We start from the raw sequence: 22571 nt of genomic DNA on the forward strand, positions 1-22571 counted from the left end.
GATGCTGGGTCCCATAGGCTTCGCGGCCCCCTGGGTGCTGACCGCGCTGATCGCGCTGCCGATCCTGTGGGTGATCCTGCGCGCCCTGCCGCCCGCGCCGCGCCTTGTGGCCTTTCCGGGCGTGGCGCTGCTGCGCGGCTTGCTGGACCGCGTGCCGGTCGCACGGCGGACGCCCTGGTGGCTGCTGCTGCTGCGCCTTGCCGCCGTCGCCGCGCTGATCCTGGCCTTTGCCGGGCCAAGCTGGAAGCCGGTCATGGCATCGGGGCAAAGCGGGCCGCTGCTGGTGGTCCTGGATGCGGGTTGGGCTGCCGCGCCCGACTGGCCCGCGCGCCTGACCCGCGCCGAATCCGCCCTGACCCAGGCCGCCGCCGACGGCCGCCCCGCTGCTCTACTGCTGGCCGACGGGCAGGCGGCGCAGGGCGCGCTGCCCTTTGCCCCCGCCGATACCTTGCTTGCAGGCCTGCGGGCCGCGCAGCCCGCCGCCTGGCCAACTGGCCTGCCCGACGATCCCGCCGTCTTGCTGGCCAATGCGCCCGAGGGCCAGCTTGCGACCCTGTGGATCACCGACGGGCTGGATCACCCGAACCGCGCCCCCTGGCTTGGGGCGCTGTCCCAGCGTGGCCCGGTGACCGTCGTCCCGCCTGCCCGCGCTCTCCGGTCCCTGTCGCTGCACGAGGGCGAAACGCCCTCGCTGACGCTGGCCGCGACCGACGACTTGGCACCCGCCATCCTCGCCATCGGTCCCGACCCGCAGGGCGTCGAACGCGAACTGGCCCGCCTGACGCCCGGAGAGGCCGCGACCGCCGCCGGCGTCACCACCCGCCCCACCGCGATCGACCTGCCGCCCGAACTTCGCAACCGCATCACCCGCTTCCAGATCGAGGGCGAGGCCCATGCGGGCGCGGTCGTGCTGGCGGATGACCGGGTGAAGCGCCGCAAGGTGGGCCTTGTGGGCGAGGCGGATCGCCAGGCCGAGGGCCAGCAGCTTCTGTCCCAGCTTCACTACCTGCGCCGCGCCTTGACGCCCACGACCGATCTGGTCGAGGGTGGGCTGGGCGACGTGCTGAACACCGCGCCCGACGTGATCGTGCTGGCCGACCAGGTTGATCTGGCCGAGGCCGATGACCTTGCGGCCTGGGTGGACGAAGGCGGGCTTTTGATCCGCTTTGCCGGTCCGCGCATGGCGGCCTTCGAGGGCTTGCAGGACGAACCCCTGATTCCCGTGGCCCTGCGCCAGGGCGGGCGCGACATTGGCGGCGCCCTGTCCTGGGGCGATCCGCGCGGCATCGCGCCCTTTGCCGCCGACGGTGTCTTCGCTGGCCTGACCGCGCCCGAGGATGTGGCGGTTCGCGCGCAACTGATGGCGCAGCCCGCCCCCGAACTGGCCGAACGCACATTGGCCGCGCTTTCGGACAACACGCCGCTGGTGACCCGTGCCCGGTTGGGGCAGGGGCAGGTCGTGCTGTTCCATGTCACGGCCAATGCGGAATGGTCGAACCTGCCGATCTCGGGCCTGTTCGTCCAGATGCTGGACCGGCTGGTCCAGACCGCCCGCGTTACCCCGGCCGAGGCCGCCGCCGACGACCGCGAACAACCTTTCTGGACGCCGGAAGAGGTTCTGGACGGCTTCGGCCGCGCCTCGCCCGCCGAAGGGATGGCCCCTGTCGCGGCGGCGGATCTGGCGCTTGGCGCGGGCCCGGACCGCCCGGCTGGCATTTATGCCGCAGGTGAACGCAGGATGGCATTGAATGCCGGCGGGCCGCTGGTCCTGGCCCAATGGCCCGGCGCCGCGGTGGAAGCCGTGGGCACGACCGGCGGGCGCGATCTGAAGGGCGTGCTGCTCGCGTTGGCCGCGCTGATCCTGGCTGTCGATGCGCTTGGCTCGGCCATGCTGGCGCGGGGTGGACGCGTTGCTGCTGCGGGACTGCTGCTGGCGCTGCTGGTCCAGCCCGGCCCGCCCGCCATGGCGCAGGACGTGAACCCGGAACTGGCCCGCGCCGCCAACGAGGTCGCCTTGGCCTATGTGGTCACGGGTGACGACCGCGTCGACGAAGCCTCGCGCGAAGGGCTGCGGGGGCTGTCGATGCTGTTGTCGCAGCGGACCTCGGTCGAGCCGGGCGATCCGGTTGCCATCGACCTGGACCGGGACGAACTCTCGGTGCTGACCTTCCTGTATTGGCCGATCACCGACAGCCAGCCCGCGCCTTCGCCCCAGGCCTATGTGCGGCTGAACCACTTCATGCGTTCGGGCGGGATGATCCTGTTCGACACGCGCGACGGCGACGTGACCGGCGTGGGCGGCCCCGATATGTCGCAGGCGCTGCAAGCCCTTGCGGCGCCGCTGGAGATACCGCCGCTGGCGCCGGTGCCGGACGACCATGTCCTGACCCGCAGCTTTTACCTGATGTCGGATTTTCCGGGCCGCTGGCAAGGCAACCCGGTCTGGCTGGAAGCGCCCCCTGCGGGCGCCGAGGCGGCCGAGGGCGTGCCCTTCCGTCAGCTCAACGACGGCGTCAGCCCGGTCGTGATCGGCGGCAATTCCTGGGCCGAGGCCTGGGCCGTGGATGAGAACGGCTATCCCACCTTTCCCATCGGCGGCGGCTGGGAAGGCGAGATGCAGCGGGAGATGGCCTTCAGGTTCGGCGTGAACCTGATCATGTATGTGCTTACGGGCAACTACAAATCCGACCAGGTCCATGTGCCCGCCCTGCTGGATCGGATGCGGACCGAGGAGACGCTTGGCCCATGACCCAGCTTCGCTTCGACCCGCTGCTGCCCTGGTGGGCGATTGCCGCCCTGGCCGTCCTTGCGTTGCTGGTGGCGGGCTTTGCGCTGTGGCGCGGCCTGCGAGGCTGGCCCTGGCGCGGGCTTGCAGGCCTTGCGGCCGCCCTGGCCCTGGCTGGACCCGCGCTGGAGATCGGCAGCCGGGCCGGGCTGTCGGACATCGTGATCCTGATCGACGACCGTTCCGCCAGCCAGTCCCTGCCGGAACGGACCGCGCAGACGGACGCCGCGGTGGACGCCATGACCCGCCAGATCGCCGCGCTGCCCGATACCGAACTGCGCCGCGTGACGGTGGGCGACAACGACGACGGCACGCTGCTTGCGACCGAGATGGCCCGCGCCATCGCCGCCGAACCCGAAACCCGGCTTGCAGGCGTCATCGCCGTCACCGACGGCCGCCTGCACGACCCCGCGATGCTGCCCGCATCCGTTCCCGCGCCGGTCCATGTCCTGCTGACCGGCCGCCCCCAGGACTGGGACCGCCGCCTGGTGATCGAGGAGGCGCCTGCCTTCGGCCTGATCGACCAGGAAGTCACCATCCGCCTGCGGATCGAGGATCAGGGCGCCGTCCCGCCCGAGGCGCAGACGGGTTCGGTCAACCTGCGCCTGTCGCTTGACGGTGAGGACGAACAGGTCGTGGCCGTTCCCTTGGGCCAGCCGATCAGCCTGCCGCTGGTGCTGGATCACGCGGGCCAGAATGTCGTGCAGATCGGCTTCGACGCGCCCGAGGGGGGCGAGTTGACCGACAGGAACAACACTGCCGCGATCAGCATCAACGGCGTCCGCGACCGCCTGCGCGTGCTGCTGGTGTCGGGCGAGCCCCATGCCGGCGAACGCACCTGGCGCAACCTGCTGAAATCCGACGCGGCGGTTGATCTGATCCACTTCACCATCCTGCGCCCGCCCGACAAGTCGGACGGCGTGCCGGTCAACGAACTGTCGCTGATCGCCTTCCCGACCCAGGAACTGTTCATGGAGCGGATCGGCGATTTCGACCTGATCATCTTCGACCGCTACAGCGTGCGGGGCATCCTGCCGCCGGATTACTACCTCAACATCGCCCAATATGTCGAAGACGGCGGGGCGATCCTGGTATCTGCCGGACCCGAGATGGCCGGGGTGGAAAGCCTTTACCTGTCGCCCTTGGGCCGCATCCTGCCCGCCCGCCCGACTGGCCGCGTCCTGGAAGAACCCTTTCTTCCCCGCCTGACCGAGGACGGGCAGCGCCATCCCGTGACCGCCGCCCTGCCTGGCTCCGAAGGCGACGATTCCAGCTGGGGCCGCTGGCTGCGCATGGCGACGGTCCAGCCCGACCCCGAAGCGCAGGTGGCGATGACCGGCATCGACGACGAGCCGCTGCTGATCCTGGACCGGGTGGGCGAGGGGCGGGTGGCGCTTCTGACCTCGGACCAGGTGTGGCTGTGGGGGCGCGGTTTCGAAGGCGGCGGGCCGCAACTGGAACTGCTGCGCCGCATCGCCCACTGGTCGATGAAGGAGCCCGAGCTTGAGGAAGAGGCGCTTCTTGCCGACGTCTCGGGTGATCTTGCGGTCCGCTTCACGCGCCGCACCATGGGCGACAGCGCCGGCCCGCTGGTGGTCACCCGCCCCGACGGCCAGACCGAGGAAGTTGCGCTGACCGAGGCCGGGCCGGGCCGTTTCACAGCCGACTGGACCGCGCCTGAACCGGGCCTCTACCGCCTGCAGGACGGCGATCTGCGTCGCGTCCTGGCCCTTGGCCCGGCGGCGCCGCGCGAGTTCGAGCAGACGGTGGCGGACGCGGGGGCACTGCAGCCGCTGGTGGACGCGACAGGCGGCGGCGTGGTGTCGCTGTCGGACGGCATCCCCGACCTGCGCAGCGTGGCGCCGGGCCGAAACGCCCACGGCGCGGCGGCCTTGGGCGACTGGATCGCGATCACCCCGCGCGAGGCGGCCTCGGTCACCGGGCTGGAACGGCGGCCGTTGCTGCCCGGCTGGGCCTGGCTGATCCTGGTCGCGGGGCTGATCCTGACCGGCTGGCTGCGCGAGGGACGGCCCGGCAAGGCCGCGCCCACGGCCCGACCGGCATCCGGCTGAACGCTTGCCAAGGGGCAAGCGCATTGCTAACCGGGAAAAAACGTCCCGAAGGAACGCTCATGGCCGAAGAAACGCGCGCCCCCGCCCCTTACACCGCGGCCGACCTGTCGCTGATCAAGCGCATCATCCCCCACCGCTATCCGTTCCTGTTCATCGACAAGGTGCGCGACATCGTCCCGCATGAAAGCGGCGTGGGCATCAAGATGGTCACCTGCAACGAGCCGCATTTCCAGGGCCATTTCCCGGACGAGCCGGTCATGCCCGGCGTCACCATCGTCGAGGCGATGGCCCAGACATCCGCCGTGATCGTGGGCATCAGCATGAACATCATCGACAAGCCCCTGGCGACCTATTTCATGGGCATCGACAAGTGCAAGTTCCGCCGAATGGTCGTTCCGGGCGACGTGCTTGAGCTGCATTGCAAGGCCCTGCGCGGCGGCGGCAAAATCTGGAAGTTCGAGGGCCGCGCCCTGGTGGACGGCCAGCTTTGCGCCTCGGCCGAGTTCACGGCGATGATGGCGATGAAGACCGATGGCTGACAGCCTGATCCACCCAAGCGCCGTGATCGAGGAAGGCGCCCGGATCGGCGCAGGGGTGCGGATCGGACCCTTCTGCGTGGTGGGTCCAAAGGTGCGGCTGGCCGACGGGGTGGTGCTGAAATCCCATGTCGCCATCGCGGGCGACACGACGATCGGCGCGGAAACGGTGGTCTTTCCCTTCGCCTCGATCGGCGAGGTGCCGCAGGATCTGAAGTTCAGGGGCGAGGATGTGCGGCTGGAAATCGGCGCGCGCAACCGCATCCGCGAATATGTCACCATGAACCCCGGCACGCAGGGCGGGGGCGGGATCACGCGCATCGGCGACGACGGGCTGTTCATGGCGGGCTGCCATGTGGGCCACGACTGCCAGTTGGGCGACCGGGTGATCCTGGTCAACAACGCCTCGCTGGCCGGGCATTGCCATCTGGACGACGACGTGATCGTCGGCGGGCTGTCGGGCGTGCATCAATGGGTGCGCATCGGGCGCGGCGCGATGATCGGCGCGGTGACCATGGTGACGGCGGACGTGATCCCCTATGGCCTGGTGCAGGGGCCGCGCGGTCATCTGGACGGGCTGAACCTTGTGGGACTGAAGCGCCGGGGCGCCAGCCGCGCCGATATCCACGAATTGCGCGAGATGCTGGACAAGCTGGGCGCGGGCAGCTTCCGCGACACGGCCCGTGCGCTGGCCGGGGGCGACGGCGGCACGATGGTCCGCGACGTGCTGGACTTCATCCTCGGCCCGTCCGACCGCAGCTTCCTGACCCCGAAGCCCGCATGAGCCGCACCGCCGTCATCGCGGGCCAGGGCGCGCTGGCCCCCGCCGTCATCGCCGCGCTGGATGCGCCGCAGGTCTATGCGCTGGAGGGCTTCGCGCCCGAAGGAGTCGAGGCGCAGCCCTTCCGGCTGGAACGACTGGTGCCGTTCCTGGACAGCCTTCTGGATCAGGACGTGTCTCGCGTGGTCTTCGCGGGCGCGATCCGCCGCCCGCGCCTTGATCCCGAACTGTTCGACAACCGCACCGCGCAACTGGTGCCGCGCATCATGATGGCGATGCAGTCGGGCGACGACGGCGCGCTGCGGGCCGTGCTGGAGGTGTTCGAGGAACACGGGCTGGCCATTGCCTCGGTCGCCGAGGTCGCGCCCGGCCTGATCCCCGGCGAAGGCGTGCTGGCGGGCGAACCCACCGCCGCCGACCGCCGCGATGCGGCGCGGGCGGCGCTGATCCTGGCGACGCTGGGACCCTTGGACGTAGGGCAGGGCGCGGTGGTGGCGCAGGGCCAGTGCCTCGCCATCGAGACGCTGCCGGGCACTGCTGCGATGCTGGACTTCGCCGCCCGCCATACGGGCCTGCGGCCTAACCCGAACGGCGCGAAAGGCGTCTTCGTCAAGGCCCCGAAGCCCGGCCAGGACATGCGCATCGACCTGCCGACGCTTGGCCCCGATAGCGTGACCCAGGCCGCTGCCGCGGGATTGGCCGGGATTGCCTGGCAAGCGGGCGGCGTGATCCTGCTGGACCGGGACGAATCCGTCCGGCGCGCGGAAGCCGCAGGGTTGTTTTTGTGGGCGATGCCGCCTTCGGGTATTTAGACAAAGAAGAAACCGGCTTCTTCTTTGCTTAAATACCCGTAAGACAGCAGCAACAGGGTGACGCGCATGAAGTTCTTCCTGATCGCGGGCGAGCCTTCGGGCGACCAGTTGGGCGCGGCGCTGATGGCGGGCTTGCGCGAGCTGGTGCCGGATGCCGAGTTCCTGGGCATCGGCGGCGAGGCGATGACGGCGCAGGGCCTGACCAGCCTGTTCCCCATGGCGGAACTGAGCGTCATGGGCATCTGGGAGGTGCTGCCGAAATACCGCCACCTCAAGCGCCGCATTGCCGAAACGGCCGCCCGCGTCGCGGCCGAGAACCCGGATGCGCTGATCGGCATCGACAGCCCGGATTTCTGCCTGCGCGTGGCCCGCATGGCGCGGGCGCAGCAGCCCGGTTTGCGGGTGATCCACTATGTCGCGCCCTCGGTCTGGGCCTGGCGGCCGGGGCGGGCGCTGAAGATGGCCCAGGTCGTGGATCACGTCCTGGCGATCCTTCCCTTCGAGCCGCCCTTGATGCAGGCCGCGGGGATGACCTGCGATTTCGTGGGCCATCCCATCGCCACCGCTCCTGTCGCGGGACCGGACGAGGCCGCGCTGTTCCGCGCGGGCCACGGCATCGCGCCCGAAAGCCCCGTCGTGCTGTGCCTGCCCGGATCGCGCGGCGGCGAGGTGGGGCGGCTTCTGCCCCGGTTCGGGCAGGCGCTGAACGACCTGCGTCATCACGTTCCCGACATGCGGGTGGTCCTGCCCACCGTCCCGGGGGTTGCCGGTCAGGTAAGGCACGAGACGGCCAATTGGCCCGTCCGGCCGCTGGTGGTCGAGGATGCCGAGGGGAAGCGCGCGGCCTTCGCAGCGGCGGATCTGGCGCTGGCGGCGTCGGGGACGGTCAGCCTGGATCTGGCGGCGAACCGGGTGCCGATGGTGATCGGCTATGACATGGCGCCGCTCAGCCGGATGCTGGTGGGAATGCTGCTGAAGACGGACACGGTGACGCTGGTGAACCTGGTCAGCGACACGCGCGTGGTGCCCGAGTTCCTGGGCCGCGACTGCCAGCCCGGCCCGATGGCGCAGGCGCTGCTGCGCCTGCTGGACGACCCCGCGGCGCGGCAGGCGCAACTGGACGCGATGGACCTGACAATGGACCGGCTGGGCAAGGGGGGCGAGGCGCCGGGTCTGCGCGCCGCCCGTTCGGTGCTGGCGGCGGTTACAGGACCGCGGTGACGATCACCTCGACCTTGTAGTCCGGCGTTGCCAGCTTCGCCTCGCTCGTTGCGCGGGCAGGGGTGTGGCCCTGGGGCACCCACTGGTCCCAGACGGCGTTCATTTCCGCGAAATCGGCCATGTCGGCCAGCCAGATCTGGGCCGACACGATGCGGGTCTTGTCCGTCCCTGCCTCGGCCAGCAGGCGGTCCACCTGTTCCAGCACCACGCGGGTCTGGTCGGCCACCGACGCGCCGGGCTCGCCCACCTGGCCCGCCAGCCAGACGATGCCGCCCGCGATGACCGCCTGGCTCATGCGCGGGCCGGTCTCGATACGCTTGATGTCGCTCATGTTCATGCTCCTTGGATGAGACGCCAGAAAAAGATCGCGGTCATGCCGAAGCCCACGATAGCAATCAGCAGGCGCAGCTTGTCGCGCGGAATGCGGCGGGCGACGGGCGCGCCGGCATAGCCGCCGACGACCGTGCCCAAGGCCATGACCGCCGCCGGCCCCCAGGCCACCGCGCCGCCCGCCGCGAAGATCGCGAAGGCGATCAGCGACAGCGCGAAGGACAGCCAGCATTTCAGCCCGTTCATCTGGTGCAGGTCGGTCATGCCCCACATGGCGAAGACCGCCAGCAGCACGATCCCAAGGCCGCCGTTGAAATAGCCGCCATAGATCGCCACCGGCAGCAGGATCCCAAGGCCGAAGGGCACGACGACCGACCGCCACCGCGACGCCATGCGCCGGACCTCGTCCGCGCGATAGAAGACAAGGGTCGCGCCCAGCAGCAGAAAGGGCACCAGAACGGAAAACGCCTCGTTCGAGCTGACAAGCAGAAGGCCGCTGCCCACCGCGCCGCCGATCATGGTCCAGATCGTCAGCTTGGCGAAGGGCGCGTCCTCGATCCGGCGGATGTCGCTGCGAAAGGCGATGGCCGCCGACAGATAGCCCGGCAGGGCGGCGATGGTGCTGGTGGCATTGGCCACGACCGGCGGGATCCCCACGAAGACCAGAGCCGGGAAGGTTATGAAGGTGCCGCCGCCGGCGACGGCGTTCAGCATCCCGCCGAAGAATGCGGCGGCGAACAACAGCGCGGCTTCCAGCATGGCAGTCCTTCGGATCGGGCGAAGGACGCGGGTCCTTGGCAGGTGGTGGCGCAAGTGGCCGGATTCGGGTCGGCAGCGACGCTAACCCCAGGGGTGCAGAGGCACAAGCCCGACCGCAGTCGCCTGTTTTTCTGGCAGCAATGCCGGTTTTCCGGGCGTCCCGGACCAAGGCATGGAAGCGACACTCTGGTGCCGAGAAATGTCGCAAACGGTGTTGCGCGGCCGCGGATCGCACGGCTAACCTGTGCGGGCGCCCAACAACGAAAACAGAAAGAGGGAGAGCGCCTTTTGCTGGATGACCGCCACGGCGATGCTTTCGTCGCATTCGAGCATGTGCAGAAAAGCTATGACGGCCAGACACTTGTCGTCAAAGACTTGAACCTGTCCATCGGCAAGGGAGAGTTCCTGACCATGCTTGGACCGTCAGGGTCCGGCAAGACCACCTGCCTCATGATGCTGGCCGGGTTCGAGACCGCGACTCATGGCGAGATCAGGCTGGCGGGCCGCCCGATCAACCAGGTGCCGCCGCACAAGCGCGGCATCGGCATGGTGTTCCAGAACTATGCCCTTTTTCCGCACATGACGGTGGGCGAAAACCTGTCCTTCCCGCTGGAAGTGCGGGGCATGGCCAAATCGGAACGCGAAACCCGCATCGCCCGCGCCCTGGACATGGTGCAGATGGGCAAGTTCGCGAACCGCCGGCCCGCGCAGCTTTCGGGCGGCCAGCAGCAGCGGATCGCGCTTGCCCGCGCCCTGGTCTTCGACCCCGAGCTTGTGCTGATGGACGAACCCCTGGGCGCGCTTGACAAGCAGTTGCGCGAACACATGCAATTCGAGATCAAGCATCTGCACGAACGCCTTGGAATCACGGTGGTCTACGTCACCCACGACCAGGGCGAGGCGCTGACCATGTCGGACCGGGTCGCGGTTTTCAACGACGGCCGCATCCAGCAGCTTGCCGCGCCCGCCGACCTGTATGAACGCCCCGAGAACAGCTTCGTGGCCCAGTTCATCGGCGAGAACAACAAGCTGCCCGGTGTGATCGAGGAATTGTCGGGCGACAAGGCCCTGGTGCGCCTGTCCACGGGCGAGGTGATCGACGCCACGCCGGTGAACGTGACCGCCAGGGGCCAGCAGGTGCTGGTGTCGATCCGCCCCGAACGGGTCGAGTTCAAGCCCGAGATGATGCCCCCGGGTGCCCACATGATCGGCGCCGAGGTTTGCGAGGTCATCTACATGGGCGACATCCTGCGCGCCCGCCTGAAGGTCGCGGGCAGCGGCGACTTCGTGATGAAGATGCGCAACACGATCGGCCAGACCCGGCTGGAGCCCGGCCAGCAGATCAAGGTCGGCTGGCATCCGGCGGATGCCCGTGCCCTCGATCCGGTCTGAAGGCCGTCCCGGCCCACGAATGACGGCGAATGCCGCATGTCCCTGCAGTTGGAGTGATCAATGAAGAAGACGCTTGCCCTGACCACCGCGCTTGGCCTGATCGCCTCGCCCGTGCTGGCCGATGTGAACCTGCTGTCCTGGGGCGGTGCCTATGGCAACAGCCATCTGGAAGCCTATGCCAAGCCCTTCGAGGCCGAGACGGGCATCAAGGTGAACATGGCCGACGCCGACAACCCCGCCACCCCCATCAAGGCCATGGTCGAGGCCGGCAACGTCACCACCGACGTGGCATCGGTCGAATATGCCGATGCGGTGCGGCTGTGCGATGAAGGCCTGCTCGAGGAAATCGACCCGGCGATCCTGGTCGCCGCCGAGGATGGCACCGCCGCGACCGAGGATTTCATCGAAGGCGCAATCACCGAATGCTTCGTCGCGACCGATGTCTATTCGATGGTCCTGGCTTTCGACGACAGCAAGTTCCCGGAGGCCAAGCCCTCGACCCCCGCGGATTTCTTCGACCTGGAACGGTTCCCCGGCAAGCGCACCATGCGCAAGGGCGCCAAGTTCAACCTGGAACTGGCTCTGATGGCCGATGGCGTCCCGGCGGCCGAGGTCTACGAGGTCCTGGGCACGCCCGAAGGCGTCGACCGCGCATTCGCCAAGCTGGAAACGATCAAGAACGACGTGATCTGGTGGGAAGCGGGCGCGCAGCCGCCGCAACTGCTGGCCGATGGCGAGGTCACGATGGCCTATGCGTTCAACGGCCGGATCTTCAATGCCGCGCAGGCCGAGGGCAAGCCCTTCGAGATCATCTGGGACGGCCAGATCTATGAGATGGAGGGCTGGGTGATCCCGAAAGGGGCCGAGAACCTGGAGGAAGCCAAGCAGTTCGTGGCCTGGACGACCTCGCCCGCGCCGCAGGCCCGCGCGGCCGAGTTCATCAGCTATGGTCCCCCGCGCCGTTCGGCGGCGGCCATGGTCGGCAACATCGAGGGCACGGACCAGCCGATGGGCCCGAACCTGCCCACGACCGAGGCGAACATGACCAACGCGCTTGGGTCGGACCTGGAGTTCTGGGTCGATCGTGACGCCGAACTGAACGAGCGTTTCAACAGCTGGCTGGCAAGCTGAACCGGACGGGACGGGCAGGCGATGCCCGTCCCTTGCCCCTTGGGGGGCCAAGAACATGGGGCAAAGACCCTTCACCAACGGGAGTTCAGGAACGTGAAAATCACTCTGGTCCTATCCACGGCCTTGGCGGGCATGGCCTTCGCGGCGACTGCGCAAGAGGTCAATGTCGTGTCCTGGGGCGGCGCCTACGAGGTCAGCCAGGTCGAGGCATATAACAAGCCCTTCACCGCGGCGACCGGCATCAAGGCCAACATGATCGCTGCCGACGACCCGGCCACGCCGCTGAAGGCGCAGGTCGAGGCGAACAACATCACCGGCGATGTCTTCGACCTGGCGATGGCCGATGCGATCCGGCTGTGCGACGAAGGCGCGCTGATGGAGTTCGATCCGGCCGATCTGCCCGCCGGCGCCGATGGCACCCCCGCCGCCGAGGATTTCGTCGACGGCTCGCTGGGTGACTGCGCCGTGGGCAACATCGTCTGGGGCACGGTGATCGGTTACGACAAGACCAAGTTCGAAGCCGAGGCGCCCACCACCGTCGCCGACTTCTTCGACACCGAGAAGTTTCCCGGCAAGCGCGGCCTGCCCAAGTCGCCCAAGCGGACGCTGTATCTGGCCCTGATCGCCGATGGCGTTGCCGCCGACGACATCTACGACACGCTGGCCACGCCCGAAGGCGTTGACCGTGCATTCGCCAAGCTGGACACGATCAAGAACGACGTGATCTGGTGGGAAGCCGGCGCCCAGCCGATGCAGTTGCTGGCCGACGGAGAGGTCGTGATGACCACCGTCTACAATGGCCGGATCTTCGACGCGATGGTGGGCGAGGGCAAGCCCTTCGACGTGATCTGGGACGGACAGTACCTTGAGATCAACGCCTTTGTCGTTCCCAAGGACGCCCCCAATCCCGAAGCGGCCGTGGAATACGTGAAGTTCGCGACCGGCACCCAACCGCTTGCGGATCAGGCGAAATACATCGCCTATGGCCCGGCGCGCCAATCCTCTGCCCCGCTGGTGGGGATGTATCAGGACGGCACGACCGAAATGGCGCCGCATATGCCGACCGAACCCGAACACCTGACGACCGCCGTCGTGGACGACCCGGAGTTCTGGGCCGACCACGATGCCGAACTGTCCGAGCGTTTCAACAGCTGGCTGGCTGGTTCCTGACCGGACGGCGCCCTGCGGCGCCGCCTTCACCCAAGGTTTCGAGAGAGCAAAGCATGACAAGACGACTGATTGCAGGAACGGCGCTTGCGCTGATCTTTGGGGTCGCCGCGCAGGCCCAGGACGGCCCGATCAACATCACCACCTATGGCGGTGCTTTCGGGGCCGCCGTGAACGAGGCCTTCGTCAAGCCTTTCACCGCCGAGACGGGCGTTCAGGCCACGATGGTGGACAACGACAACCCGCCCGCGACGCTGAAGGCCCAGGTCGAGGCCGGCAACATCACCAGCGATGTCTTCGACGTCGAGCAGTCGGACGTGCTGCGGCTGTGCGACGAAGGCCTGATCGAGCCGATCGACCCCTCGATCCTGCCCGCCGCCGCCGACGGCACCCCCGCGGCGGACGATTACCTGCCCCAGGCGCTGCATGAATGCGCGACCGCGATCATGGTCTGGTCCACGGTCATCGCCTACAATACCGAAGCCTTCCCGGACGCCGCGCCGACCACCGTCGCGGATTTCTTCGACACCAAGACATTCCCCGGCAAGCGCGGCATCATCAAGCGGCCGAAATACGCGCTTGAGTTCGCCCTGCTGGGCGACGGCGTGCCCGCCGACGAGGTCTACGACGTCCTGTCCACGCCCGAAGGCGTCGACCGTGCATTCGCCAAGCTGGACAGCATCAAGGACCAGGTCGTCTGGTGGGAAGCGGGCGCCCAGGCCCCGCAGCTTCTGGCCGACAAGGAAGTGTCGATGACGCTGGCCTATAACGGCCGGATCTTCGACGCCATCGTCGACGAGGGAAAGCCCTTCGCCTTTGTCTGGGACGGCGCGAACCTTGACATGGATTATTGGGTGGTGCCGATGGGAGCGCCGAACAGGGACGTGGCGATGCAGTTCATCGCCTTTGCCTCGGACCCGGCGCGGCAGGCGGATCTGTCGAAATACATCGCCTATGGCCCGCCACGCGAATCGGCCTCGGCCAGCGTCGGCACCTACAAGGACGGCACCACGGAAATGGCGCCCTATCTGCCGACGACGCCCGAAAACGCCGAGCGTGCCGTGGTCAACGATGCCGGGTTCTGGGCCGACCATGACACCGAGCTGACCGAACGCTTCAACAGCTGGCTGGCCGGCGCCTGACAGCCGACGATCGCCGCCGCCCTTCGCAGGGGCGGCGGCCCAGATACCTTGGGGAATACATGGCGAACGCTCTTGATCCGCACGCGGCCATTGCGACGACGGCCACCGGCCTTACCGATGGCGCGCTGCGGACCGCCGATGGCAGGCCGCTGGTCCGCGCGCTTGCGCGGTCGCAGTCGCTGGCCCGCCGCCGGGCCTTTCTGCTGGTGCTGCCGCTGCTGGCCTTTGTCCTGATCACCTTCGTCGTGCCGATCGGGCAGATGCTGCAGCGGTCCTTTTACAACGACGGCTTTTCGGCCCATATGCCGCAACTGTCGCAATGGTTCGCCGAAAATCCGCGCGGGGTCGAGCCGGACGACGCGGCCTGGACAGCCCTGGCCACCGACCTGCAAGCCGCCGCCGAGGGGCGCACCATCGGCATCGTCGGCACCCGCATCAACTATGACGTGCCGGGGACGCGGTCGCTGTTCACCTCGACCGGCCGTCAGGTCCGGCGGGGGTTGGAGCCGCCCTATCAAGCCGCGCTGCTGGACATCAATGAGGACTGGGGCAGCCCGCAACTGTGGTCCGCAATGCGCAATGCCGCGACCCCGCTGACCGGCAACTTTTACCTGGCGGCGGTGGACCGCAGCCGGGCCGATGACGGCAGCATCGTCCAGGTCGAGGAGCGCCAGCAGGTCTACGTGATGCTGTTCATGCGCACCTTCTGGCTGTCGCTGGTCATCACCGCGATCACCTTCGTTCTGGGCTTTCCCATCGCGCATCTGCTGGCGACCCTGCCGATGCGGAAATCGAACCTGCTGATGATCCTGGTGCTGCTGCCCTTCTGGACTTCGCTTCTGGTCAGGACCACAAGCTGGATGGTGTTGCTGCAACAGCAGGGGGTCATCAACGATGTCCTGGTCTGGCTGGGCGTGATCGGGGGCAGCCAACGGTTGCAGATGATCTATAACCAGACCGGCACGATCATCGCGATGACGCATATCTTGCTGCCCTTCATGATCCTGCCGCTTTATTCGGTGATGCGGACGATCAACCCGTCCTATGTGCGCGCCGCGCGTTCGCTTGGCGCGACAAGCTGGACCGCTTTCCGCCGCGTCTATTTCCCGCAGACGCTGCCCGGCCTGGGGGCGGGGGCGCTTCTGGTGTTCATCCTGGCCGTGGGATACTACATCACGCCGGCGCTTGTGGGCGGATCCTCGGGCCAGCTGATTTCCAACATGATCGCGATGCACATGACCGACACGCTGAACTGGTCGATGGCGGCGGCCCTTGCCGCGCTGCTGCTGGGCGCGGTCCTGCTGCTGTACTGGGTGTATGACCGCATGGTCGGCATCGACAACCTGAAGCTGGGGTGATCCATGGCTGTTCCGACCTATGCAACCCCGCTGGAGCGCATCTGGCATTACGCCTATCTGGTGATCTGCGGGCTGATCTTCTTCTTCCTGATCGCGCCGATCATTGTCATCATCCCGCTGTCGTTCAACGCCGAGCCGTATTTCACCTTTACCGACCGGATGCTGTCCTTCGACCCCGAGGGTTACAGCATGAGGTGGTATCGCAGCCTGCTGACCTTCGGGATGCAGAACCCCGACGCCACCGGCTGGGCCTTCTGGTCGGATGCCTGGCAGAACGCGAACTGGGTGAAGGCCGCCAAGAACTCGATCATCATCGGGGTCTTCTCGACCCTGCTGGCGACGGTGCTGGGGACGCTGGCCGCCTTGGGCCTGTCGCGCCCCGAGATGCCGTTCCGCCGGGCGATCATGGCGATCCTGATCTCGCCCATGATCGTGCCGCTGATCATCACGGCGACGGGGATGTTCTTCTTCTATTCGAACCCGTGCGAGCTTCTGGGCCTGGTGGGCCTGCCCACAAACTGCGGGCGGCTTGCGGGCACCTATCTGGGCGTGATCCTGGCCCATGCGACGCTGGGGATACCCTTTGTCATCATCACCGTGACCGCGACCCTTGTAGGCTTCGACCAGTCGCTGAACCGGGCGGCGGCGTCGCTGGGGGCCAATCCCCGCACCACCTTTTTCCGGGTGACCATGCCGCTGATCCTGCCGGGCGTGATCTCGGGCGCGCTGTTTGCCTTTGTGACCAGCTTCGACGAGGTGGTGGCCGTGCTGTTCATCGCCGGCCCGGAACAGCAGACCATCCCGCGCCAGATGTGGAACGGTATCCGCGAGCAGATCAGCCCCGCCATCCTGGCCGTGGCGACGCTGCTGGTGATCTTTTCCATCGCGCTGCTGACCACGGTGGAACTGCTGCGCCGGCGGTCGGAACGGATCCGGGGCGTAACGCCACGGTGAAGCCTGGGGGCTTCGCGCCCCCAGACCCCCGCGGGGTATTTGGGCAAGGAAGAAGTCCTAGGGCAGGATCGCCAGCCACATCCAGATCGACAGGACCGAGACGGCCGTGCCCACAAGGACGGTCGTGGCGGCGACCCGCTTGGCCGAGCCGTAGAGGTTGGCGAAGAGATAGGCGTTCACCCCCGGCGCCATGGCGGCGGTCATCACCGCCGACCGCAGCCCTGCATCGTCCAGGCCGGTGATGCGGGCCAAGGCATAGGCGATGCCGGGATGGACCAGCAGCGAGCAGGCGCAGCACATGGCGATGGCGCCCATGTCGCCTTCAGGGCGATAGCGATAAAGGACGCCGCCCAGGCCGAACAGGGCGGCAGGAAGGGCGGCACCGGCGATCATATCCACGGCGGCCCAGAAGCCCTCGGGCATGACAAGGCCGGCCTGCTGCAGCACGTTCATGGTCATGCCGGCCAGGATGCCGATCACCAGCGGCGTCCGCAGCACCCCCGTCATGGCGCGCAGCGCGACGCGGCCGACCGACAGGCCGCTGCCATGGGCGCGGGTGAATTCCATGAAGGTGATGCCGAAGGTATAAAGCAGCGGCGAATGGATCGCGATGATCGCCCAGTTCCCCGACAGCGAGTCGGGGCCATAGGCGCGTTCCATGATCGGGATGCCCAGCAGCAGGCTGTTCGAGAACAGGCAGACAAAGCCGATCGCCACGCAATCCATCGGTGGGCGGTTGAACAGGAACCGCGCCCCGGCCCAGCCGATGAAATAGCTGGAAAAGGCACCGACATAGAAAGGCAGCAGCAGCCCGGGCCGGAACTCGGTCCCCAGGTCAAGCCGCGACATCGAGGCGAACAGAAGCGTGGGCGCGGCGAAGTTCTGGGCAAAGACCATCAGCCCGTCGACCGCGCTTTCTCGGAAGATGCCGCGCCAGGCTGCCACATAGCCGAAGCCTACGATCAGGAAGACCGGGACGATGATGTTGAACAGCGCGCTCATAGCGCGGCGGGGTGGTCGGGCGTGTCCGCCGCGGCCTCGATCACCATGCCATCGAAGGCGGGCTGGATATGATCCGGCGTTGTCGCTGCAACGGTCGCGTAATCCATGTCGATATGCATGTTCGTCAGCACCCCGCGCGGGCAGCCGGATCGGGCGATCCAGTCAAGCGCCTGCGCCAGATGCGCATGGCTGGGATGGGGCTGCGGCCGCAGGGCGTCGCAGACAAAGACCTCGGCCCCGTGGATCAGCGGCCAGGCGGCGTGGGGGATGTCGGACACGTCGGGCAGGTAGACGATCCCGCCGATGCGCAGGCCCAGGGCGGTGATTTCCCCGTGCTGGACGCGGAAGGGGACCAACGTAACGGGGCCGCCCGGGCCGTCGACGCGGATGGGTCCGTCGATCAGGTGATGGTCGCAGATGGGCGTGTAATAGCTGCCGGGCGGGGTCTTGAAGATATAGTCGAAGCGATCCAGCAACTGTTCGGACGTGGGCATGTCGGCCCAGGCCGGGATCAGGCGACCCGCGTTGTAGGCCACCTGCCGCAGGTCATCGATGCCGTGGATATGATCGGCATGGGGGTGCGTATAGACCACTGCGTCCAGCGTCGCCACGTTCGCGTCAAGCAGTTGCGGCACCAGGTCGGGTCCAGTGTCGATCAGCACCTGCGTCACCCCGCCGGGGCCGGGGCGTTCCACCAACAGCGAACAGCGGCGGCGGCGGTTTTTCGGATTGGCGGGATCGCAGGCGCCCCAGCGGTTCCCCAGCCGGGGCACCCCGCCCGAGGATCCGCAGCCCAGGATCGTTGCCCGGATCATCTTGCGGCCTTCGAAAACAGCCGGTCGAAATTGGCCGAGGTCTGGGCGGCGAATTGCGCGTAATCCATGCCGAAGATCTCGGCCACCAGGGCGGCGGTCTTGGCGACATAAGCCGGTTCGTTGCGCTTGCCGCGATGCGGGGGCGGGGCGAGGTAGGGGCTGTCGGTCTCGACCAGGATGCGGTCCACGGGCGCTGCGGCGAAGATCGCGCGCAGGTCGTCGGAACGCGGAAAGGCGGCGATCCCCGACATCGACAGGTAGAAGCCCAGATCCAGCGCCGTCTGCGCCAGGGCCGCGCCGGATGTGAAGCAATGCATCACGCAGGAAAACGGGCCCGCCCGGTGTTCCTCGGCCAAGATGCGTACCATGTCGTCGTCGGCATCGCGGGAATGGATGATCAGCGGCAGGCCGGTGCGTCGCGCGGCCTCGATGTGAATGCGAAGGCTTTCGGCCTGCAGGGCGGCACTGTCGGCGGTGTAGTGATAGTCGAGGCCCGTTTCGCCGATGCCCACGAACTTCGGATGCGCGGACAGGGCGACAAGCTGGTCAACCGTCGCCATCGGTTCGTCCGCCACGCTCATCGGATGGGTGCCGGCGGCGTAGAAGACCCCGTCATAGCGTTCAGCCAGGGCGCGAACCTGCGGTTCTTGGCGCAGGCGGGTGCAGATCGTGACCATCCGCGTGACGCCGGCCGCGCGGGCGCGGTCGATCAGCGCGTCATGCTCACCCTCGAAATCGGGGAAATCCAGATGGCAATGGCTATCGACGATCGGCGTGGGGGATGCCGCTTGGGACATGGATCAACCTTTGGATGGCAGGGCGGATCGCGCGGGCGGCAGATGCGCCAGTTCGATCAGCATATCCATCACCAGGGCGGCAGGGTCAAGGTTGACCGCCCGCCCGGTCCGGGCGCGGGCAGACAGGCGCGCCTGCGCATCGGCCCAGGCCCGCGCGGCCTGGTCATCGGGCGACAGGCGGGCCAGCAAAGCGCCCTCGCCCCGGGCGGCCTGCGGCAGGGGCGGCCCCATCAGCCCGGCCCGGGCGGTTCTTGTCAGGAAGCGGTCGAGCACGGTCATGGTCAGGTCGAAGGGGTCGCCATCCGCCCCCGCGCGCCCGGCCGCCCCGTCGGCGAAAACCGCCGCGCGCGGCCGGTCCAGCCGGGGCAGGGTGGTCATGAGGTCCACCAGCTGCTGGTAGCGGTCAAGCCCGCCCTGGCCTGCCAGCCGCAGGGCCTCGCCCACCGATCCGTCGGACAGGGCGGCCAGGGCCTCGGCATCCTCGTCGATGCCCAGATGCGCCAGGACATTGCCCATCTGCGCAGGCGTCAGCGGCGACAGGCGCAGCGTGCGGCAGCGCGACCGGATCGTCGGCAGAAGGCCCGCGGGCTGGTGGGCGATCATCAAGATCAGCGCATCGGCGGGGGGTTCCTCCAGCACCTTCAGCAGGGCATTCGCAGCCGCGAGATTCATGTCGTCGGCGGCGTCGATGATGGCAACGCGCCGGCCTCCCTCGGCCGCCGACAGGTGGAAGAAGGACAGAAGCCTGCGGATTTCGTCCACGGTGATCTGCGCGGACAGCCGTCCCGCCTTGTCGTCCCACGGCCTGCGGACCAGATGCAGGCGCGGTTCGGACAGGGCTGCGATGCGCCGCGCCTCGGGCGTGTCGGTGGCGCCGAAGGGGCCAGAGGCGCCCGACAGCATCCAGCGGGCGATGGCCCAGGCCAGCGTCGCCTTGCCCACGCCGCGCGGGCCAGTCAGCAGCCATGCATGGTGCAGGCGGCCGCCCTGGGCGGCCTCCATGAACTCGGCGATGGCATTGTCCTGGCCGATCACGCGGTCGGTGTGGCGCGGATGGGGGGCGCCGGGAACCCGGTCGGGTTCGGGAATGTCCTCTGGCTCAGTCTTCACAGGGCGGCCCGGATGCGGGCGGCGACACTGCTTTCGCTGCCGCTGCCATCGATCAGGCGGACGCGGTTCGGAAACTCCCTGGCCAAGGCGCGGAAGCCTTGGGCCAGCCGCTGCTGGAAATCCAGGCCGAGGCTTTCGAAGCGATCCTCGGCCCCGCCCCGCGCATTGCCGCGGCCAAGCGCGGTTTCGGGGTCGAGGTCGATGACAAAGGTCAGGTCGGGTTCGACCCCGATCGCCAGGTCATGCATCCGGTCCACGAAGCCGCGCAACTCGCCCCGCGTCGCGCCCTGGTAAACGCGGGTGCTGTCGGCGAAGCGGTCGGTGATGACGGTTTTTCCGGCGTCCAGGGCCGGGCGGATGGTGCGCTCCAGGTGATCACGCCGGGCGGCGGTGAACAGCAGGCATTCGGTTTCCGCCGACCAGCGTTCGCCCGCGCCTTCCACCAGCAGGCGGCGGATCTCCTCGGCGCCGGGGCTGCCGCCCGGTTCGCGGGTCAGCACGACGTCGCGGCCTTCGGCACGCAGGGCTTCGGCCAGCAGGCGGGCCTGCGTGGACTTGCCGCAGCCGTCGACCCCCTCGAAGCTGATGAACATCAAAGGCCGGCGGCCTCGACGGCCTTGTGGCCCAGACGCATGACGGCGCCCTTCATGCGGCCCGTGAAGCCGGCCTCGGGCACGTCCTCGGCCGCCAGCAGGGGCGTCACCGCATCCTGTGTGCCGGGGACCGAGACGACCAGCCGGCCGATCTGATCGCCCTTGGAGATGGGCGCGGGAATGGGGGATTCATAAACCGCCTCGACCTTGACCTGGTCCTGGGAACCGGCGGGGACCAGCACGTTCACGCCGTCCTTCGTCGTCAAGCCGACGCGCGCCTTCGTGCCCAGCCAGACCGGTGCTTCCAGCACGGTGTCGCCCGCGGGCACCAGCGTTTCCATGCTGAACTGGCGGAATGCCCAGTTGACGATCCGCTCGGATTCCTCGGCCCGCGCGGTTTCGGATTGCAAGCCGCTGATGACAAAGATCACCCGGCGCCCGTCCTGCACGGCCGATCCGACCAGGCCATAGCCCGCTTCCTGCGTGTGCCCGGTCTTCAGCCCGTCCGCCCCGATGTCCAGCTTCAGGATCGGGTTGCGGTTGAAGCGGTTCGACGGCACCCGGTCCATGTAGCGGAACTCGGTCAGGGCAAAGTCATCGTAATACTGGGGAAAGTCGTTGATGATGTGCATGGCCAGCATCCCCAAATCCTCGGCCGACATCACATGGCCTTCCGCAGGCCAGCCGGTCGAGTTCTTGAAGACCGAATGCTTCAGGCCCAGCGTCTTTCCCCGTTCGGTCATCTGTCGGGCAAAGGCTTCCTCGGTCCCGGCCAGTCCTTCGGCCAGCACAACGCAGGCGTCGTTTCCGGACAGGACGATGACGCCCTTGATCAACTGCTCCACGGTCGGCGTGTCGCGGGGTTCCACGAACATCTTTGACCCGCCCATCTGCCATGCCTTGGTCGATACCGGCAGCGTGTCGTCCAGCTTCAGGCGGCCGTTCTGCAGCGCCTCGAACACCATGTACAGCGTCATCAGCTTGGACATGGAAGCAGGCGGGATCGGCACATCGGCGTTCTTCGACATCAGCACCGTGCTTGTGTTGACGTCATAAACCCAGGCCGAGGTTGCCGTCGTCTCGAAGGCCTGCGCCGGGGCAGCCAGACAGAAAATGGCGAGAAGCCGCAGCAGGAACGCGCGCATGGAAGATCCTTTGCCTGTTTGGTGTCGATGGTTACAACAAGGCCATGCGTCCCGCAACGCGGGCGGCACATCCTGAGATAGAATTGATGCTCAGTTTCCCGTGGCCTCGCGCCAATGGCGCCGGCACAGCGAGACATAGGTCTCGTTTCCCCCGACCTGGACCTGGGCACCTTGGGTGATGGTGCGGCCCTGCTCGTCGCGGCGGATCACCATCGTGGCCTTCTTGCCGCAATGGCAGATCGTGCGAACCTCGCGCAGGTCGTCGGCCAAGGCCAGCAGTGCGGCCGACCCGGGAAACAGTTCGCCCCGGAAGTCGACGCGCAGGCCATAGCACATCACCGGGATGCGCAGGTCGTCCGCCACGCGGGCCAGTTGCCACACCTGGGCAGATGACAGGAACTGCGCCTCGTCCACGAAGACGCAGGCGCAATCCGCCCCGCGATCCTTGATCAGCGCGAACATGTCGGTGGCGTCGTCGAAGGTCAGCGCGTCCTCGCCGATGCCGATGCGGCTGGCGATGCGGCCCTGTCCCGCCCGCCGGTCAAGCGCCGCCGTCAGCAGCAGCGTCCCCATCCCCCGTTCGCGATAGTTATAAGACGCCTGCAGAAGCAGCGTGCTCTTGCCCGCATTCATGGTCGAGTAATGGAAATAGAGCTTGGCCATGCCGCC

Annotated in this window: 21 protein-coding genes; 12 read left to right on the forward strand and 9 right to left on the reverse strand. The window is 67.7% G+C overall.

What is annotated here, in order from left to right:
- Window position 1: 1 nt before the first annotated feature.
- The 6 genes from FIU66_RS04115 to lpxB all read left to right on the forward strand — a co-directional run bounded on the left by FIU66_RS04115 (window position 2) and on the right by lpxB (window position 8207).
- Window positions 2–2749 carry a DUF4159 domain-containing protein gene (locus FIU66_RS04115; protein WP_370528942.1) on the forward strand — a complete coding sequence of 916 codons (2748 nt, stop codon included), beginning with the start codon at window positions 2–4 and terminating at the stop codon, window positions 2747–2749.
- Entirely contained in the window at window positions 2746–4857 is a 2112-nt protein-coding gene (locus FIU66_RS04120; RefSeq protein WP_167621521.1) for a hypothetical protein, read from the forward strand. Before FIU66_RS04115 ends, FIU66_RS04120 begins: the two co-directional genes overlap by 4 nt.
- Window positions 4858–4916: 59 nt before the next feature.
- Window positions 4917–5396 (forward strand): 3-hydroxyacyl-ACP dehydratase FabZ, encoded by a 480-nt coding sequence (gene fabZ, locus FIU66_RS04125; protein WP_167621522.1) that lies wholly within the window; start codon window positions 4917–4919, stop codon window positions 5394–5396.
- On the forward strand, window positions 5389–6177 hold the full coding sequence (gene lpxA / locus FIU66_RS04130; RefSeq protein WP_167621523.1) for an acyl-ACP--UDP-N-acetylglucosamine O-acyltransferase: 789 nt from the start codon (window positions 5389–5391) through the stop codon (window positions 6175–6177). Before fabZ ends, lpxA begins: the two co-directional genes overlap by 8 nt.
- The gene (locus FIU66_RS04135) at window positions 6174–6986 is read left to right on the forward strand and encodes an LpxI family protein (RefSeq protein WP_167621524.1); all 813 of its coding nucleotides are present in this window, start codon (window positions 6174–6176) and stop codon (window positions 6984–6986) included. The genes lpxA and FIU66_RS04135 overlap by 4 nt, the downstream gene beginning before the upstream one ends.
- Before the next feature lie 66 nt (window positions 6987–7052).
- Window positions 7053–8207, forward strand: coding sequence for a lipid-A-disaccharide synthase (lpxB, locus tag FIU66_RS04140; protein WP_167621525.1), 1155 nt, complete (start codon window positions 7053–7055; stop codon window positions 8205–8207).
- On the opposite strand, the gene FIU66_RS04145 is transcribed toward lpxB, so the two are convergent.
- Both FIU66_RS04145 and FIU66_RS04150 read right to left on the reverse strand, forming a co-directional pair.
- On the reverse strand, window positions 8191–8538 hold the full coding sequence (locus FIU66_RS04145; RefSeq protein ID WP_167621526.1) for a RidA family protein: 348 nt from the start codon (window positions 8536–8538) through the stop codon (window positions 8191–8193). The two genes, lpxB and FIU66_RS04145, sit on opposite strands and share 17 nt — an antisense overlap.
- A gap of 2 nt (window positions 8539–8540) precedes the next feature.
- Window positions 8541–9296: a sulfite exporter TauE/SafE family protein gene (locus FIU66_RS04150; protein ID WP_167621527.1), complete on the reverse strand. Its 756-nt coding sequence runs from the start codon at window positions 9294–9296 to the stop codon at window positions 8541–8543.
- A gap of 288 nt (window positions 9297–9584) precedes the next feature.
- On the opposite strand from FIU66_RS04150, the gene FIU66_RS04155 reads away from it, so the two are divergent.
- From FIU66_RS04155 to FIU66_RS04180, 6 genes are all read left to right on the forward strand, one after another.
- Window positions 9585–10688: an ABC transporter ATP-binding protein gene (locus FIU66_RS04155; protein WP_167621528.1), complete on the forward strand. Its 1104-nt coding sequence runs from the start codon at window positions 9585–9587 to the stop codon at window positions 10686–10688.
- 60 nt (window positions 10689–10748) lie between these two features.
- Window positions 10749–11819, forward strand: a complete 1071-nt coding sequence (locus FIU66_RS04160) for an ABC transporter substrate-binding protein (protein ID WP_167621529.1) — start codon at window positions 10749–10751, stop codon at window positions 11817–11819.
- 93 nt (window positions 11820–11912) lie between these two features.
- Window positions 11913–12989, forward strand: a complete 1077-nt coding sequence (locus FIU66_RS04165) for an ABC transporter substrate-binding protein (protein ID WP_240544733.1) — start codon at window positions 11913–11915, stop codon at window positions 12987–12989.
- A 53-nt stretch (window positions 12990–13042) separates the two neighbouring features.
- Window positions 13043–14128 carry an ABC transporter substrate-binding protein gene (locus FIU66_RS04170; RefSeq protein ID WP_167621531.1) on the forward strand — a complete coding sequence of 362 codons (1086 nt, stop codon included), beginning with the start codon at window positions 13043–13045 and terminating at the stop codon, window positions 14126–14128.
- 59 nt (window positions 14129–14187) lie between these two features.
- Window positions 14188–15486, forward strand: a complete 1299-nt coding sequence (locus tag FIU66_RS04175; RefSeq protein WP_167621532.1) for an ABC transporter permease — start codon at window positions 14188–14190, stop codon at window positions 15484–15486.
- 3 nt (window positions 15487–15489) lie between these two features.
- Window positions 15490–16440, forward strand: a complete 951-nt coding sequence (locus tag FIU66_RS04180) for an ABC transporter permease (protein ID WP_167621533.1) — start codon at window positions 15490–15492, stop codon at window positions 16438–16440.
- Between the two features lie 57 nt (window positions 16441–16497).
- Here the strand turns inward: FIU66_RS04180 and FIU66_RS04185 are convergent, their stop codons facing one another.
- The 7 genes from FIU66_RS04185 to FIU66_RS04215 form a co-directional block, all read right to left on the reverse strand.
- Entirely contained in the window at window positions 16498–17442 is a 945-nt protein-coding gene (locus tag FIU66_RS04185) for an AEC family transporter (protein WP_167621534.1), read from the reverse strand.
- Window positions 17439–18257, reverse strand: a complete 819-nt coding sequence (locus tag FIU66_RS04190) for an MBL fold metallo-hydrolase (protein WP_167621535.1) — start codon at window positions 18255–18257, stop codon at window positions 17439–17441. Before FIU66_RS04190 ends, FIU66_RS04185 begins: the two co-directional genes overlap by 4 nt.
- The gene (locus tag FIU66_RS04195) at window positions 18254–19054 is read right to left on the reverse strand and encodes a TatD family hydrolase (protein WP_167621536.1); all 801 of its coding nucleotides are present in this window, start codon (window positions 19052–19054) and stop codon (window positions 18254–18256) included. The genes FIU66_RS04190 and FIU66_RS04195 overlap by 4 nt, the downstream gene beginning before the upstream one ends.
- A 3-nt stretch (window positions 19055–19057) precedes the next feature.
- Complete coding sequence (locus FIU66_RS04200) at window positions 19058–20164, reverse strand: DNA polymerase III subunit delta' (RefSeq protein ID WP_167621537.1); 1107 nt, start codon at window positions 20162–20164, stop codon at window positions 19058–19060.
- Window positions 20161–20757: a dTMP kinase gene (gene tmk, locus FIU66_RS04205; RefSeq protein WP_167621538.1), complete on the reverse strand. Its 597-nt coding sequence runs from the start codon at window positions 20755–20757 to the stop codon at window positions 20161–20163. Before tmk ends, FIU66_RS04200 begins: the two co-directional genes overlap by 4 nt.
- A complete protein-coding gene (locus tag FIU66_RS04210; RefSeq protein ID WP_167621539.1) occupies window positions 20757–21902 on the reverse strand; it encodes a D-alanyl-D-alanine carboxypeptidase family protein in 1146 nt (381 codons plus the stop codon). The genes tmk and FIU66_RS04210 overlap by 1 nt, the downstream gene beginning before the upstream one ends.
- A gap of 90 nt (window positions 21903–21992) precedes the next feature.
- Window positions 21993–22565, reverse strand: coding sequence for a thymidine kinase (locus FIU66_RS04215; protein WP_167621540.1), 573 nt, complete (start codon window positions 22563–22565; stop codon window positions 21993–21995).
- Window positions 22566–22571: the final 6 nt, after the last annotated feature.

This window comes from Paracoccus sp. AK26 (assembly GCF_011801365.1).
Taxonomy (GTDB): Bacteria; Pseudomonadota; Alphaproteobacteria; order Rhodobacterales; family Rhodobacteraceae; genus Paracoccus; species Paracoccus aerius.

What these genes read in the sequence shown, in the direction of transcription:
- FIU66_RS04180 (WP_167621533.1), top strand. Translation starts at nt 15,490, where the DNA reads ATGGCTGTTCCGACCTATGCAACCCCGCTGGAGCGCATCTGGCATTAC.
- FIU66_RS04170 (WP_167621531.1), top strand. Translation starts at nt 13,043, where the DNA reads ATGACAAGACGACTGATTGCAGGAACGGCGCTTGCGCTGATCTTTGGG.
- FIU66_RS04120 (WP_167621521.1), top strand. Translation starts at nt 2,746, where the DNA reads ATGACCCAGCTTCGCTTCGACCCGCTGCTGCCCTGGTGGGCGATTGCC.
- FIU66_RS04160 (WP_167621529.1), top strand. Translation starts at nt 10,749, where the DNA reads ATGAAGAAGACGCTTGCCCTGACCACCGCGCTTGGCCTGATCGCCTCG.
- lpxA (WP_167621523.1), top strand. Translation starts at nt 5,389, where the DNA reads ATGGCTGACAGCCTGATCCACCCAAGCGCCGTGATCGAGGAAGGCGCC.
- FIU66_RS04175 (WP_167621532.1), top strand. Translation starts at nt 14,188, where the DNA reads ATGGCGAACGCTCTTGATCCGCACGCGGCCATTGCGACGACGGCCACC.
- FIU66_RS04215 (WP_167621540.1), bottom strand. Translation starts at nt 22,565, where the DNA reads ATGGCCAAGCTCTATTTCCATTACTCGACCATGAATGCGGGCAAGAGC.
- FIU66_RS04185 (WP_167621534.1), bottom strand. Translation starts at nt 17,442, where the DNA reads ATGAGCGCGCTGTTCAACATCATCGTCCCGGTCTTCCTGATCGTAGGC.
- FIU66_RS04115 (WP_370528942.1), top strand. Translation starts at nt 2, where the DNA reads ATGCTGGGTCCCATAGGCTTCGCGGCCCCCTGGGTGCTGACCGCGCTG.
- FIU66_RS04195 (WP_167621536.1), bottom strand. Translation starts at nt 19,054, where the DNA reads ATGTCCCAAGCGGCATCCCCCACGCCGATCGTCGATAGCCATTGCCAT.
- FIU66_RS04210 (WP_167621539.1), bottom strand. Translation starts at nt 21,902, where the DNA reads ATGCGCGCGTTCCTGCTGCGGCTTCTCGCCATTTTCTGTCTGGCTGCC.
- tmk (WP_167621538.1), bottom strand. Translation starts at nt 20,757, where the DNA reads ATGTTCATCAGCTTCGAGGGGGTCGACGGCTGCGGCAAGTCCACGCAG.
- FIU66_RS04150 (WP_167621527.1), bottom strand. Translation starts at nt 9,296, where the DNA reads ATGCTGGAAGCCGCGCTGTTGTTCGCCGCCGCATTCTTCGGCGGGATG.
- lpxB (WP_167621525.1), top strand. Translation starts at nt 7,053, where the DNA reads ATGAAGTTCTTCCTGATCGCGGGCGAGCCTTCGGGCGACCAGTTGGGC.
- FIU66_RS04145 (WP_167621526.1), bottom strand. Translation starts at nt 8,538, where the DNA reads ATGAGCGACATCAAGCGTATCGAGACCGGCCCGCGCATGAGCCAGGCG.
- fabZ (WP_167621522.1), top strand. Translation starts at nt 4,917, where the DNA reads ATGGCCGAAGAAACGCGCGCCCCCGCCCCTTACACCGCGGCCGACCTG.
- FIU66_RS04135 (WP_167621524.1), top strand. Translation starts at nt 6,174, where the DNA reads ATGAGCCGCACCGCCGTCATCGCGGGCCAGGGCGCGCTGGCCCCCGCC.
- FIU66_RS04190 (WP_167621535.1), bottom strand. Translation starts at nt 18,257, where the DNA reads ATGATCCGGGCAACGATCCTGGGCTGCGGATCCTCGGGCGGGGTGCCC.